General features: G+C 60.6%; 14 protein-coding genes. 5 read left to right on the plus strand and 9 right to left on the minus strand.

Annotated features, from left to right (window positions below; translation table 11 throughout):
• Nucleotides 1–10 precede the first annotated feature (10 nt).
• The 6 genes from torT to NH195_RS02985 all read right to left on the minus strand — a co-directional run bounded on the left by torT (nt 11) and on the right by NH195_RS02985 (nt 5,461).
• Nucleotides 11–1,075, minus strand: a complete 1,065-nt coding sequence (torT, locus tag NH195_RS02960; protein WP_066702819.1) for a TMAO reductase system periplasmic protein TorT — start codon at nt 1,073–1,075, stop codon at nt 11–13.
• Between the two features lie 132 nt (nt 1,076–1,207).
• Nucleotides 1,208–2,179: a 5-oxoprolinase subunit C family protein gene (locus tag NH195_RS02965; RefSeq protein ID WP_066702823.1), complete on the minus strand. Its 972-nt coding sequence runs from the start codon at nt 2,177–2,179 to the stop codon at nt 1,208–1,210.
• Nucleotides 2,169–3,044 carry a 5-oxoprolinase subunit B family protein gene (locus NH195_RS02970; RefSeq protein WP_066702831.1) on the minus strand — a complete coding sequence of 292 codons (876 nt, stop codon included), beginning with the start codon at nt 3,042–3,044 and terminating at the stop codon, nt 2,169–2,171. The genes NH195_RS02965 and NH195_RS02970 overlap by 11 nt, the downstream gene beginning before the upstream one ends.
• Nucleotides 3,041–4,417 (minus strand): acetyl-CoA carboxylase biotin carboxylase subunit, encoded by a 1,377-nt coding sequence (locus NH195_RS02975; RefSeq protein ID WP_066702833.1) that lies wholly within the window; start codon nt 4,415–4,417, stop codon nt 3,041–3,043. The genes NH195_RS02970 and NH195_RS02975 overlap by 4 nt, the downstream gene beginning before the upstream one ends.
• Before the next feature lies 1 nt (nt 4,418).
• On the minus strand, nt 4,419–4,652 hold the full coding sequence (locus NH195_RS02980; protein ID WP_066702835.1) for an acetyl-CoA carboxylase: 234 nt from the start codon (nt 4,650–4,652) through the stop codon (nt 4,419–4,421).
• 29 nt (nt 4,653–4,681) lie between these two features.
• Entirely contained in the window at nt 4,682–5,461 is a 780-nt protein-coding gene (locus NH195_RS02985) for a 5-oxoprolinase subunit PxpA (protein WP_066702837.1), read from the minus strand.
• A gap of 321 nt (nt 5,462–5,782) precedes the next feature.
• Between NH195_RS02985 and NH195_RS02990 the strand changes: the two genes are divergently transcribed.
• On the plus strand, nt 5,783–6,700 hold the full coding sequence (locus NH195_RS02990; RefSeq protein WP_066702840.1) for a LysR family transcriptional regulator: 918 nt from the start codon (nt 5,783–5,785) through the stop codon (nt 6,698–6,700).
• Nucleotides 6,701–6,718: 18 nt separating this feature from the next.
• Here NH195_RS02990 and NH195_RS02995 read toward each other — a convergent pair whose 3' ends face one another.
• The 3 genes from NH195_RS02995 to NH195_RS03005 are packed head-to-tail and all read right to left on the minus strand — an operon-like array spanning nt 6,719 to nt 8,823.
• Nucleotides 6,719–7,231, minus strand: a complete 513-nt coding sequence (locus NH195_RS02995) for an Lrp/AsnC family transcriptional regulator (protein WP_081423757.1) — start codon at nt 7,229–7,231, stop codon at nt 6,719–6,721.
• Complete coding sequence (locus NH195_RS03000) at nt 7,228–8,088, minus strand: VOC family protein (RefSeq protein ID WP_066702843.1); 861 nt, start codon at nt 8,086–8,088, stop codon at nt 7,228–7,230. Before NH195_RS03000 ends, NH195_RS02995 begins: the two co-directional genes overlap by 4 nt.
• Before the next feature lie 24 nt (nt 8,089–8,112).
• Nucleotides 8,113–8,823, minus strand: a complete 711-nt coding sequence (locus NH195_RS03005; RefSeq protein ID WP_066702845.1) for an SDR family oxidoreductase — start codon at nt 8,821–8,823, stop codon at nt 8,113–8,115.
• 198 nt (nt 8,824–9,021) lie between these two features.
• Here NH195_RS03005 and NH195_RS03010 point away from each other — a divergent pair, with 198 nt between their 5' ends.
• The 4 genes from NH195_RS03010 to NH195_RS03025 all read left to right on the plus strand — a co-directional run bounded on the left by NH195_RS03010 (nt 9,022) and on the right by NH195_RS03025 (nt 14,218).
• Nucleotides 9,022–10,635, plus strand: a complete 1,614-nt coding sequence (locus NH195_RS03010) for an ABC transporter substrate-binding protein (protein ID WP_202906480.1) — start codon at nt 9,022–9,024, stop codon at nt 10,633–10,635.
• Between the two features lie 78 nt (nt 10,636–10,713).
• Nucleotides 10,714–11,703: an ABC transporter permease gene (locus NH195_RS03015; protein ID WP_066702846.1), complete on the plus strand. Its 990-nt coding sequence runs from the start codon at nt 10,714–10,716 to the stop codon at nt 11,701–11,703.
• Nucleotides 11,700–12,575 (plus strand): ABC transporter permease, encoded by an 876-nt coding sequence (locus tag NH195_RS03020; protein WP_066702849.1) that lies wholly within the window; start codon nt 11,700–11,702, stop codon nt 12,573–12,575. The genes NH195_RS03015 and NH195_RS03020 overlap by 4 nt, the downstream gene beginning before the upstream one ends.
• Nucleotides 12,572–14,218, plus strand: a complete 1,647-nt coding sequence (locus NH195_RS03025; protein ID WP_066702858.1) for an ABC transporter ATP-binding protein — start codon at nt 12,572–12,574, stop codon at nt 14,216–14,218. The genes NH195_RS03020 and NH195_RS03025 overlap by 4 nt, the downstream gene beginning before the upstream one ends.
• The last annotated feature ends 8 nt before the right edge of the window (nt 14,219–14,226 follow it).

The raw sequence follows: 14,226 nt of genomic DNA on the forward strand, positions 1-14,226 counted from the left end.
CGGTCTGTGATCACTCGACGGAGAAGACGGGACGGAAGCCTTCCGGCGGCAGGATCGCATCGCGGGACAGATCGCCGATGTTGTCGCTGTCGACGACAAAGATCTTCGGCCCGACGTGTTGGACGTAGTCCTTGCCTTCGATGATCCGCACGGCTTGGTCCATGGCGATCCGGCCCTGAATGACCATGGAATCCGCCGGTGCTGCCGCGATCATGCCGCGCTGGATGCCGGTGTAGACGCCAGGCGTCATGTAGAAGGCGAGAAGGCCGATCTCATCCGTCAGACCGCGCTCGCGCAACAGGCCCTGTGCGGCCTCGGCGGTCACCGCAGTGCCCGCGAGGTAGCTCACATCCGGGTCGGATTGCAGCACGTCTTCGACGAGTTTAAGCTGGGCTTCCTTGCCGGTGTCGCCGTAACGCGGCTCCAAAACCTCGACAGCGGAGCCTTTGACGGCCTCCATAAAGCCGGAGTTCGCCGCCTCGACCCAACCGGCGCCTGCCGGACCGGGGAACCAGCCGACTTTCGCCGGGTCGCTGCCTGCCGGGTGTTTTTCGGCCAGATATTTGCCGGTCTCAAAGCCCATCGTGTAGAAGGACACGAGAGATTTGGCGGAGATGTCGGGCGAGGAGACGCCGTTGATCACATCGATCACCGGGATGCCTTTGGCGGCGGTCTCTTTGATCACGTTGTTCAAGCCATCGTAAGAAATCGCGCCGATGATCACCGCGTCGGCGCCGGCAGCCACACAATCCTCGATCTGGCTCACCTGTTTGGCGAGCTCTGTGTAGCCGCCCGCCTCGACGAGGTTCATCTTGACACCGAGGCGCTTGGCTTCCTCAGTGACGCCATAGTCCACACCCAGCCAATAGGCGTCTTTCATATGCGGGAAGGACACGCAGATGTCATAGGCTTCATCGGCTTTTTCGAGCGGCGTGTAAGTCACGGCGCTGGCGGTCCCGTCGGTCGAGAAGGCGGGGGTCACCTCTTCGGCCTCATAGGGATACCAGTCTTCGGCAAAGCTGGGAGCGGTGGCCAGCGCGGCAAGCGCCGCACCTGTCATCAGGGCGAGTTTCATGGTTCTGACTCCTTGTTGGTTCATCAGGGAAGGCGGCTTTGTGCCGCTTGTTGTTGTGGTCTGGCTTTCGAGGCGGGGCCGAAGCCCCATGGGTGGTTTGGGGGCCTATGCCCCCGGGGTGACGTCGGCCCCTCAGGAGAGGGACTGACGAATTTCTGAAATCATGGTTTTGCGCTCGGCACGGGCGGCAAGTGCTTCGTCCATTTCGACGCGTTTGAATTTCACCGGCGTGTTGGGCTGCAACTGACCGATCAGGTCCATATCGGCAGAGATCACAGCACCGAGGGTAAAATACCCGCCGCCCGACACCGCATCGCGGTGCAACACGATGGGCTCAAGCCCGCCCGGCACTTGAATGGAGCCGTAGGAATAACAGCCATCGACGATGTTCGACGGATCGGAGCCTGCGCCGAAGGGCTGCGGACGGTCGACGAATTCCATCGGCTGGCCGCCACGGAAGCGGTAGCCCATGCGGTCGGCCTCGGGCGCGACCACCCAATCGTCTTCAAAGAACGCCTTTTGGCTCTTTTCGGTCAGGCGGTGCCAATAAAGGCCCGTCAGAACCCGCAATTCGGCCGGAGAGCCGGGGCGGCGGCGGAGCGCGTCGGGGACCACGCGCCCCTCCGCCACCACCGACCCGTCGCCGACAGGGATCACATCGCCTGCGGCGATGGCGCGGCCTTCAAAGCCACCCAGCGCGCCAATCGGATAGGTCGACCGCGAGCCAAGTGCCGGGGGTGTGTCGATGCCACCGGAGATCGCGATATAGATGCGCGCGCCGGTTTTCAGAAAGCCGAAGGACAGCACCTGACCGGGTTTCACCGTAAAGGAGGTCCATGTTTCGCGCGGCTCACCGTCAAGGAACATGGGCATCTCTGCGCCAGTCACGGCCACGCTCATCTCGGCGCCGAATTTGATCTCCGGCCCCATGAAGACGGCTTCCAATCCCGCGGCCCCTTCGTCATTGCCAACGAGCAGGTTTGCGGCCCGAAACGCGAGGCGATCCATCGCGCCGCCTTCGGGAATACCGAGGTGGAAATAGCCGGGGCGGCCAAGGTCCTGAATGGTCGTTGCAAGCCCGGGTTTGATGATCTCAAGCGTCATTGAGGGCCTCCATCAGCTTGGCGTTAAAGCCGGTCATGTCGTCGTTGAACGCGTCGAGATCAAAAGCGACCTCGGCGATGCGCGGCGTGTAGGTGCCATCCTCGACCGCCTGCGTGATGCGGTCGTATTCGGCGCGGTCGATGGGTTTCCATTTCACGATGTCGCCGGGTTTAAAGAAGGCCATGAAGTCTTTGAGATAGCTGATCTTTTGTTCAGGGTCGTAGATCGGCATCGGGGTGATGCCGAACATCTGATAGCCGCCCGCGCCGCGCACGGAATAGATGCAGGAGAAACAGCCACCATAGCCCACCGTCAGCTTCGGCGTGTCGGTGCGGGGACGCAGGTATTTCGGCACTTCGAGCTGTTTGTCGCGCTCGACGAGTTGGTAGAGAAACGGCAGGCCGGAGACAAAGCCCACCATGGAAACGAACCACGGCTGGCTGTGATGCGCCTCGATGAAATCGGCGACCGTCTCATAGCCGTTGATCCGCGCGGCGTAATCGAGATCGCTGCCGGTCGGGTCTTGGTGGCGTTCGCGGAACCGCATCAGGGTCTCGTGGGTCCAGGGGTCTTCGTAATAGACCGGGATTTCGATGATCCGGGTGTCGAGGCGCTTTTCCTGTGCTTCGGCCTGATGCTCAAAGGCTTTGATCTTCTCCATCATCGCATCCGGCGCGATCACGTCGGGGTCGAAACGCACTTCGAAAGAGGCATTGGCGGGCAGGATCTCGGTCACGCCGGGGATATTCGCCTCGCGCACCATATTCGACAAAGAGAGCGCGATGAAGAAGGCGTCGAGCGACATTTCATCGTCGATCTCGACATAGATATGTTCGTCCCCGCCATATGTGTAACGCGTTTTCATGCGGCGTCTCCTTTGGTTGCGGACAGGTTGCCAGCCTCAAGCCAGGGCTCGAGCCATTGGGTGTGGAAGGCGCCTTTGCGCACCTCCGGGTCGGCGGCCAGGGCCATATGCAGCGGCGCGGTGGTTTTCGTGCCGCCGATCTCCATGCTTTCGAGCGCCTCCACCAGCTTGTCGATGGCGGCCTCGCGGGTCTCGGCGTGAACGATGACTTTGCCCAAAAGCGAGTCATAGAAGGGCGGGATTTGATAGCCCTCGGAGAGGAAGTGATCAAAGCGCACGCCATCGCCGGTGGGTTCCTTGAGCGTGGAGACGACACCGGGCCAGGGCATGAAGTTCAGGAACGGGTCCTCGGCGCAGAGGCGCACTTCGATGGCATGGCCGGTCTTTTTGATCTCATCTTGCGTCATCGACAGCTTTGCACCGCCGCAAACCTTGATCATCTCGGCCACGAGATCGACGCCGGTGACCATTTCGGTCACGGGATGTTCGACCTGAATGCGGGTGTTCATCTCGATGAAATAGAACTCATTCGCTGCTTCGTCGTAGAGATACTCAAGCGTGCCCGCGCCGCGATAGTTCACGGCTTTGGCCAGCGCCACTGCAGAGGCGCAGAGGCTCTCGCGAGTCTCGTCGTCGAGGCACATGGCCCCGGCTTCTTCCCAGACCTTTTGGCGGCGGCGTTGCAGCGAGCATTCGCGCTCATAGCAATGCACGGCCGTCTCGCCATCACCCAGGATTTGCACCTCGATATGGCGGGGCGAGAGGATTGCGCGTTCGATATAGAGGCCGCCGTCACCAAAGGCGGCTTCGGCTTCGGCCTTGGCTTGCGGGGCAAGTGTTTTCAGCTCGGCTTCGTCTTTCGCGATGCGGATGCCGCGGCCACCGCCCCCGGCGGCGGCCTTGATCATCACCGGATAGCCGATCTTTTCGGCCACGCTCACCGCCTCAGAGACATCAATGCGCCCGTCGGAGCCGGGGACGACCGGCACGCCTGCGGCCTCGGCGGCCTGACGGGCAGCAACTTTGTCGCCCATGCGCTCGATCGTGTCGGCGGAGGGTCCGACGAAAATCAGACCGGCCTCTTCCACGGCGCGGGCGAAGGCGGGGCTTTCGGACAAAAAGCCGTAGCCCGGATGGATCGCGTCCGCTTTGGTGGCTTTCGCGGCCTCCAGAATGGCGGGGATGTTAAGATAGCTGTCTTTCGAGGGCGCGGGGCCAACACAGACGGCCTCATCGGCAAGCTTGACGGCCAACATCTCTGTGTCCGCTTCGGAATGCGCCTGAATCGTGTGGATGCCGAGGGCTTTCGCGGCTTTCACCACGCGCACGGCGATCTCCCCACGGTTGGCGATGAACAGTCTTTCAATCGCCATGTCAGTCAAGCTCCGCCAAAACGGCGCCTGCGGTGACGGGGGTGGCGTCGTCGACGCTGTAGCCTTTGAAGGTGCCCGCGATGTCGGCGGTCACTGCGATGAAGGTTTTCATCACTTCGATCAGGCCGATCTGATCGCCGATGGCCACCGCATCCCCCGGTGCCTTAAAGGGCGGCTCCTCGGGGGAGGGCTTGTGATAAAAGGTGCCGGGGAGGGGGGACTGGATGTCGCTCATGATGTGGTTTCCCTGTTGTTTGGACCGGTTCAGGCGGTCTCGAGCACGGCGGAGGCCGGTGCGATGTTGATCCCGTTTCCGGTGAGAGCGGTGCGAATGGCGCGCCCGATCTCAACCGCGCCGGGGGTGTCGGAATGGAAACAGATGGACTCGAACGCGATGTCGATATCTTTGCCGGTGACGGTGGTCACCTTGCCTTCGACGCAGGCACGCAGACATTTCCGGGCGATCTCTTCGGGATCGGGCCGACCGACGCGGCGGGTGAAGACGATGGACCCGTCGTCGCCATAGTCGCGGTCGGCGTAGAATTCCCGGATCACCGGCTGGCCCAGACGTTTGGCGACCTCGTAGGTTTTCGAGGTCCCCATGCAAAAGATCAAGAGATCGCCGCTGATCGCCGCCAGACTTTCGATCATGTGGCGCGACAGGTCTTCGTTGACGGCGGCCTCCATGTAGAGCGCGCCGTGAGGTTTGACGTGCTGGAGGCGAATGCCGTGACGGCGCCCGAATTCGCGCACCGCGCCGACCTGATAGATGATGTCATTGACCAGCTCTTCGGGGGTGGTCTTGATGTAGCGGCGGCCAAAGCCCTGAAGATCGCGGTAGCCGGGATGCGCGCCAAGGCCCACGCCGTAGGTCTGCGCCAGTTTGATCACCCGATCCATGGAGTTCGGATCGCCGGCATGAAACCCGGCCGCGATATTGGCCGAGGAGATCAGAGCCATCAGCTCTTCATCGGGGGCGTCGCTCAGAACCCAATGTCCGAAGCCCTCTCCCATGTCGCAATTCAAATCGATGATCTTTCGCATGTTCGGTCCTTAATTTCTTTGGACCCATCCTCTGAAAAAAATCTTCCTGTTGTAAAATTCAAAATATTGTTTGTGCGTTATCGAAAAATCAAAATAAACTTTTTGGAAATGGATGATCTGAATATCGTCTATAACAGGTGTTTGTCGCATTTATGGGCGGTTTCTGAACGAAATCGCCTTTGGGTAGTTTGATTTTCCAGATAATGCCTATCTTAAAAATCGAATTTTACGTTTCATCTGTGATGCGGCAGGATGTTTCGAAATAGCTCTCCGGAAGGCTTCGGAGAATCCGAACGGGACAGCGTGAACAGGACGGGCCTCATGAACTTGCGTCAGCTCAAATACTTCATCGCCACAGCCGAGCTTGGTCAGGTCAGTCGTGCGGCCAGCGAACTCAGGATTTCGCAAAGCTCGATCACCACCGCCGTGCGCGAATTGGAGCAGGATCTCGATGTGATTCTCTTCGTGCGCACAGCCCATGGCATGGAGCTGACCCCGCCGGGGCGGGAGCTTTTGGGCGCGGCGCGCGAGATCATGGAAAAGGTCGAGATGGCGCGCAATGTGGTGCAGAGCCATTCGGAGATCGAGGGCACGATCAACATCGCCGCCACTTATACGGTGATCGGGTATTTCCTGCCCTACCATCTTGACCGGCTGAACCACCGCTTTCCAAAGCTCGACATCCGGCTCAGCGAGTTGAACCGGGAGAGCATTGAGGAGGGGCTGATCACCAACCGGTTCGACATGGCGGTGCTGCTGACCTCGAACACCGCCAATCCCGAGCTTGAAACCCAGACGCTTCTCCGGTCGCAACGGCGTCTCTGGGTGCCGCAGAACCATCCGTTGCAGCTCAAGGGGCTGGCGACATTCGCGGAGATCGCGGAAGAGGATTACATCATGCTGACCGTCGACGAGGCCGCGCATACCTCGATGAAATACTGGGGGCCGACGGGGCTGTCGCCCAAGATCAAGCTGCGGACCTCCTCCACCGAGGCTGTGCGCTCCATGGTTGCCAACGGGCAGGGGGTGACGATCCTCTCGGACATGGTGCACCGGCCCTGGTCGCTCGAGGGGCGGCGGATCGGCACGGTGACGACCGATCTGGAGATCCCGTCGATGGATGTCGGCCTCGCCTGGCACAAGGGGCAGGCGTGGAGCGAGGCGACGCGGGTGTTCTACGAGTATTTCACCGAAGTGTTCCTGGAACCGCAGATGGGTCATCAGGCACAGCGGGTCTGATGCGCGGGCCTGCCCCCTTCAGAGGTAGCTCGTCGGAATTGCCGTGGTGAATTTCAACTCTTCCATCGAGATCATCGAATTGACCTGGCTGAATTCGAGCTTCTGGATCATCTGTTTGTAAACCGCATCGTAGGAGGCCATGTCCGGCACCACGACCTTGAGGATGTAATCCACTGTGCCAGTGAGGCGATAGGCCTCCATCACCTCGGGGATCTCGTCGATCAGTTCACGAAACCTGTTGAGCCAGTCGATCTCATGGTGCGAAGTGCTGACCCCGATGAACACTGTGAGGGGTACATTGGCGCGGGTCTGATCCACGAGGGCGACACGTTTCTTGATCACCCCCGCCTCTTCCATCCGCTTGATCCGCCGCCAGCACGGGTTGGTCGACAGGCCCACCGCCTCGGAAATCGCCTGAATCGGCGTGTCGCTGTCCTCTTGCAAAAGTGTGAGGATTTGCTGGTCGATCTCATCGAAGGTCATGCTTTCGATCGGCTTCGATCCGGTTTTGCGGGGGCGGGTCTCTGTCATGCGGGAACAAACTCCAAAATTACACCTGCTGAAAATTCGGGACCAACGGCGAGGCCGTCGGTGGTCTCACACATGGCCACATTCGCATCCGTAAGGCAATGCTTTGCGGCGTCCATGTCGCGGACCTTTAGGCGCAGCGCCGTGAAGGCGCCTTTCGCGGTGCCGGTCAGGTCGAGGCCGGGATAGAGCGCGGCCATGCGCGCCGCCGTGGCGAGGATCAGGGGGGCAGAGTTCGGGCCGGTTTCAATCACCGTCAGCCCGTCTTCGGTATGTACAGTGCCCTTGGCCCATAGGCGCGCAAAGCCTAGGGCGTCTTCTTCGGGTGTCTCGGAGATCGCAAGGATCGCGTCAATACCGCAAACGGTATTGGGGTGCTCCAGAAGCTCGGGAATCCAAACCGTTTCGCGGGTTTTGTGCTGGCACATGAAGACCATGCCAAATGGGGTCTCCTCGGGGGTAAAGTTGACGGTGGAAAAGGCGGCGATGCCTTCGCAACCATCGGGCAGCGGCACCGGGCGCGAGAAACTTCCGAGCCCCTGCGTGGTGATGCCCAGATCGCCAAGCGCTTTTGCGGCGGCTTCGGCGTCGTCGATCCGGCAGGCGATGGCATGAAGCCCCTGTCCCATGGTGGCCAAAGTCTCCCGGCGCGAGGCGTTCAGCTCGGTCGGCGTCAGAATGCCCAAGAGTTCGAAATAGTCGTCCGGGAACATGATCGTGTAATTCGCCGTGCCCTTGGCGGCGGAATGGGTGCCGCGCGGCGACAGGGTGAAGCCAAGCGCCTGATACTGCGCGGCGGCGCTGTCGAGATCGTCAACGAGGGCAAAGCAATGGTCGATGCCTTTGATGGGATGGGTCATGTGCGTGTCCCTTTATATATGCGTTTAGGTGCGAACGGGGCTCAGAACGATTTCCGGCAGGCAGATGCCGGGCTGCATTTCGGCGACGAAGAGCGCGGTTTTCGCCATATCCTCCGGTTGGATCATCGCGGCCATTTGTGCGGCATCGAAGCCGGGGCGTTTCGCCAAAAGCGGCGTCGCCACCTCGGCGGGGCAAAGGGCGGTGGAGCGGATGCCGTTCTTGCCCTCCTCGTCATTGAGGCTGAGCGAGAGATCGGATAGCGCATGTTTCGAGGCGCCATAGACCACGCCGCTGACCGGTGAATGAAACCGCCCGGCCCAGCTCGACGTATGGATCATCACGCCGTCTTTCTGGGCGCGCATGATCGGCAGGCAGGCGGCGATCACATTGAGCGCACCGGTGATGTTCACGTCGATCACCCGATCCCAGCTCTCCCAATCGAGATCGGCCCAACTGCGTTTCGGGATGTTCAGCCCGGCATTGTTGCACAGCACATGCAGCCCGCCCGACCAGTCCGCGATCTTTTGTGCGGCCTCGACCATGCCTGCGCGGTCGGTGATGTCACCGGGCAGGACCAGAGCAGCCTCGGGATCGGGCAGGGCGGCGGCTACGGCCTCAAGGCTGTCACGCCCTCGTGCAGTCAGCGCCACGCGATACCCGGCCTCCGCAAACCCCCGTACCATGGCGGCGCCGATGCCGGACCCCGCGCCGGTGATCCATGCGGTTTTCAACATATGTTCTTTCCCAGTGTTTCTAGATTTCCAGGAATTTTAGCACCAATATTTAATCATTGTGTAGAATTATTTTCCAATCTTATATCAAAAATTGGTTTTTGATGTTGACGTATGCGGCAAGCTTCCGTCAGGTGAGGGGGCAAGACGACCGCAGAGGCCCGTAAACGGGCGATCAACCGACCGGGAGAACCAGACAAGATGACTTTCACGATGAAACAGGCGGGCACGATGAAGCAGGCGGGGCTGGCGCTCGCCATGACCGGGGCCCTGAGTTCCGTGGCCTTTGCGGCCCATGCGGAGGAAGAGGTCCAGAAGGGCGGCACCGCCGTCATCCACATGATTTCCGAACAGCGCATCCTCAATCCGGGTCTGCGCGCCTCCACCGGGGTCTATAATATCACCGGCAAGATCATGGAGCCGCTGATCGACAAGAGCTATGAGGGCTATGAGCCGGTGCTGGCAACCGAATGGTCCGGCTCCGACGACGGCCTGACGATCACGCTCAAATTGCGGGAAGGGGTGAGATGGCACGATGGCGTGGATTTCACCTGTGACGACGTGGCGTTTTCGGCGATGGAGCTTTGGAAAAAGCTGCTGAACTACTCCTCCGCGCTTCAGGCCAACCTTGAAAGCGTCGATTGCCCGGACCCGCACACGGCGGTGTTCAACTATTCGAAACCGATGCCGCTCGAACTCTTCGTCGCCGCCATGCCCGATCTGGGTCACCCGGTGCCGAAACATCTGTTTGAGGGCACGGATATTCTCAAGAACGAGTATAACACCGCGCCTGTCGGCACCGGCCCGTTCAAATTTGTCGAATACGAGCGCGGTCAATATGTGATGGCCGAAAAGAACGAGGACTATTGGCGCGAGGGCTATCCCTATCTCGACCGCATCGTCTGGCGTTTCATCAAGGACAAGTCCGCCGCAGCCGCCGCCTTGGAGGCGGGTGAGGTGCAGGAATCCGGTTTCATCGGCGTCTCCATGGCCGATGTCGAACGGTTCAGCCAGGATGACCGGTTCGAGGTCGGCACTATGGGCTATGAAAACAACGTCGCCCACTCGACCGTCGAGTTCAACCATCGCAACCCGATCCTCGCTGACCGGAAAGTGCGTCAGGCGATGTATCACGGGCTCGACATCGACTATGCGATCAAGACCATCATGCATGGCTATGCGAAACCGGGGCGCGGCCCGATCCCCAGCGCCGGTGGCATCAACTACACCGACGATGTGCCGATCTATGACTATGACCCGGAACTGGCCAAGCAGATGCTCGACGAGGCGGGGTATCCGGTTCTGGAAGACGGCTATCGCTTCCACCTGCGCCACCGTCCGGCGCCCTGGGGTGAGTATACCCAGCTCTGGGCCGAATATTATGCGCAGGCGATGAAAGAGATCGGCATCGACGTCGAGATTCTGACCAACGACGCGCCGGGCTTCTTGAACGGTGTCTATCGCGACCACGATTTCGACACGGCGAACGGCTGGCACCAGTTCCGCTCCGACCCGGCCGTCTCCACCATGGTGTGGCTGCGCTCCGGTCAGCCGGAAGGCACGCCCTGGACCAACCAGTTCGGCTGGAAGGATGAGGAGATGGACGCGATGATCGACGCCGCCGCCTCCGAGCTTGATGTCGAGAAACGCGCCGCGATGTATCACGAGATTCAGGCCAGAGAAATGGAAGAACTGCCGGTGATCTTCGCAATCGAACACCCGTTCATCTCGGTCACCTCCAAAAAGCTCCACAACCACCACAATACGCCGCGGTGGAACTCGTCGAGCTGGTACGATCTCTGGCTCGAACAGTGATCTGACGCCGGCGGGCGCGTCGTCCCTGCGCGCCCGCTCTTTTGACATTTGCCCATGATCCCGAAGGATCCAAAGACAATGACACTGCACATGCCCCCGATCCTGACCTACGCGCTGAGGCGTCTGGTTCAGGCCATTCCCGTGGTCATCCTGATCATGATCGGCACATTTCTTTTGCTCAAACTGGCCCCCGGCGACACGGTCGATGCGCTTGTCGGCGACATGGGCGGCGCGGATGCCGCCTTCATCGCGCGGCTTCGGGCCGAATACGGTCTCGACCAACCCATTTGGGTGCAGCTCTGGCGCTATATGGTCAAACTGGCGAGCTTCGATTTCGGCTGGTCCTTTGTCTATGAGCAACCCGTCGCGACCGTTTTGATGGACCGGGTCGGCACCACGCTGATGCTGATGGCCGCCTCTTTGAGTATCGCCTTTACCGCGGGGATCGTTTTGGGCGCCATTGCCGCACGCCGCGCCTATTCCGCGACCGACAACCTGATTTCCATCCTCGGCCTCGTGTTCTACGCCACACCGTCGTTCTTCCTGTCGCTGATGCTGATGCTGGTCTTCTCCGTGAAACTCGGCTGGCTGCCCGTCGGCGGGATCAAGACCATCGCCGCCTTCTACACCGGCTGGGATCACGTCTGGGATGTGGTGCGCCACCTGATCATGCCGACCACCGCTTTGTCTCTGATCTATCTGGCGTTTTATCTGCGCCTGATGCGGGCCTCCGTGATGGAAGTTGCCGATCTCGATTACGTCCGCACCGCCCGCGCCAAGGGCGCCCGCGAAGGCCGTCTCATGACCCACCACATCATGCGCAACGCACTCCTGCCGGTGGTCACGCTTTTGGGGCTGCAATTCTCCACCGTTCTGGGCGGTTCCATCGTGGTTGAAACCATCTTCACCCTGCCGGGACTTGGGCAGCTCGCCTACCAGTCCGTCGTCCAGCGCGACATGAACACTTTGATGGGCATCATTTTTCTCTGTGCCATCATCGTGGTCGTCGTCAATTTCCTCACCGACCTGCTCTACGCACGTCTCGACAGCCGGATCGAACTCGCATGACCCTCGCCGATACTGAAATCGCCCCGCCCGAGCCGCCGCGCTATGTCATGTTCTGGCGCCGCTACAAACGCAACCGCGCCGCTCTGCTTGGCCTCTTCCTGTTTGCCCTTGTCGTGCTGATGGCATTGACCGCTGGCATCATTGATCCCGGCGATCCGCTCCGCCGCGCGGGCGAGCCGCTGACCCCGCCCTTCATGAACTGGGACACGCCCCTCGGTACCGATCAGCTTGGCCGTGATGTGCTCTCCGGTGTCTTCTACGGTGCCCGTATCTCGCTTTTGATTGGCGTCGTTGCCACGCTTGTCGCCATCGTGATTGGCGTCGTCATCGGCGCGCTGGCGGGTTACTTTGGCGGCTGGGTCGATGACGTGCTGATGCGCATCACCGAGGCCTTTCAAACCATCCCGAACTTTGTCCTTTTGCTGACGCTCGTCGCCATCATGGGATCGAAAATCGAATGGATCACCATCGCCATCGGCATCGTCAGTTGGACCGCGCCTGCCCGTATGGTGCGTGCCGAATTTATGTCGCTGCGGCATCGAGAATTCGTCGATGCCGCCCGCAATCTCGGCGTGTCGAACACCTCGATCATCTTTCGCGAAATCCTGCCCAACGCCATGCCGCCGATCGTGGTTTACGCCTCCGTCATCATGGCGTTGTCGATCCTGATGGAAAGCGCTCTGGCCTTTCTCGCACTGGGCGATCCGAACTACGCGAGTTGGGGCAATATGATCGGCCAGGGCCGCGCCGTGCTGCGCTCCGCGCCTTACTGCGCCGTGATCCCCGGCATCGCGATCATTCTGACTGTGCTGTCCTTCTCGCTTCTGGGCGAGGGGCTCAACGATGCGCTCAATCCGAGGCAGAAGAAATGACCAAGACACCTCCTCCCGTCCTCGATCTGTGTAAACTGGAAATTTCCTTGCCCAAGGGCGCGGATCGCCGCTATGCCCTCGAAGGTCTCGATCTGACCATTAACGCGGGCGAGATCGTTTGTCTCGTTGGCGAAAGTGGCTCCGGCAAATCGCTTTGTGCAGGCGCCATCATGGGCCTTCTGCCGGAACCGCATGTGCGCGTCACCGGTGGTGCGATCCGGTTTATGGGCGAAGAGCTTCGCGGCAAATCGGACGCCGAGATGCGCAAACTGCGCGGCGCAGATATTTCGATGATCTTCCAGGAACCTATGACCGCGCTCAACCCGCAGAAAACCGTGGGCTGGCAGATCGACGAAGTGCTGCGTCTTCACACCAAAATGACCAAGGCGGAGCGCAAGGCCCGCGCGCTTGAGATGTTGGAGCGTGTCCACATTCCTGAGCCCGCGTCGGCCTATAACGCCTACCCGCATCAAATCTCCGGCGGCCAGCGTCAGCGGGTTATGATCGCCATGTCTTTGGTGCTTTCGCCGAAACTGATCATCGCGGATGAACCGACCACGGCGCTCGACGTGACGACCCAGTTGCAAATCCTCAAACTCATTCGTGAGTTGCAGGAAGAAGAGGGCGCGGGGGTTCTCTTCATCACGCATGACTTTGGCGTGGTGGCGGAGATCGCCGACAAGGTGGCCGTGCTCTGTCGCGGCGAGTTGGTCGAGAGCGGCACGACGGACGCCGTGCTCAACCGCCCGCAACACCCCTATACCCGCGCGCTGATCGGGGCCGTTCCTGCGTTGACGCCGCCGCCGGTCACAGCCGCCTCTGATGCGCCTGTCGTGCTCAAGGGCACGGGGCTTAAAAAGACCTTTGCCGCGCGCGGCGGATTGCTGTCAGGCAAGCGCAAGGCGGTGACGGCGGTCAAGGATTTGACCTTTGAACTGCGTCAGGGTGAAACCCTTGGTGTGGTCGGCGAAAGTGGTTCTGGCAAGACCACCGTGTCGCGCATCGTCACACGTCTTTTGGAATGCGATCACGGCTCCGTCGAGTTGGACGGCACCGATCTTTTGGCCGCAACGCCGAAAGAATTGCGTGCCCTGCGTCAGCATATTCAGATGGTGTTTCAGGACCCGATGGCCTCGCTTAATCCGCGCAAACGCGTGGTCGATCTCATCGCGCAGGGGCCTATCGTGCATGGGGCCGATCCGAAAAAGGCCCGCGAGGATGCGAAGCGGCTTTTGGAGTTGGTCGAACTGTCCCCCGCCGCCGCGAACCGTTTCCCGCATGAGTTCTCCGGCGGTCAGCGCCAGCGCATCGGCATCGCCCGCGCGCTGGCGATGGAACCCAAGGTGATCGTTGCCGATGAACCCGTTTCCGCCCTCGATGTGTCGGTGCAGGCGCAGGTGCTCAAACTGCTCGCAGACCTGCGCGACCGGCTCAAGCTGTCCTTGCTCTTCGTCACCCATGACCTGCGCGTCGCGGCTCAGCTTTGTGACCGGATCATCGTCATGCAAAAGGGCGAAATCGTCGAACATGGGCTCACCGCCGAGGTCTTCGCCAACCCGCAGCACCCCTATACGCAAAACCTGCTCTCTTCCATTCCGGGCCGCGACTGGACACCCCCGTCGCTGCGCACGGATGCCGCCTGAGGATTTAT

Source organism: Celeribacter ethanolicus, from assembly GCF_001550095.1.
Lineage (GTDB): Bacteria > Pseudomonadota > Alphaproteobacteria > Rhodobacterales > Rhodobacteraceae > Celeribacter > Celeribacter ethanolicus.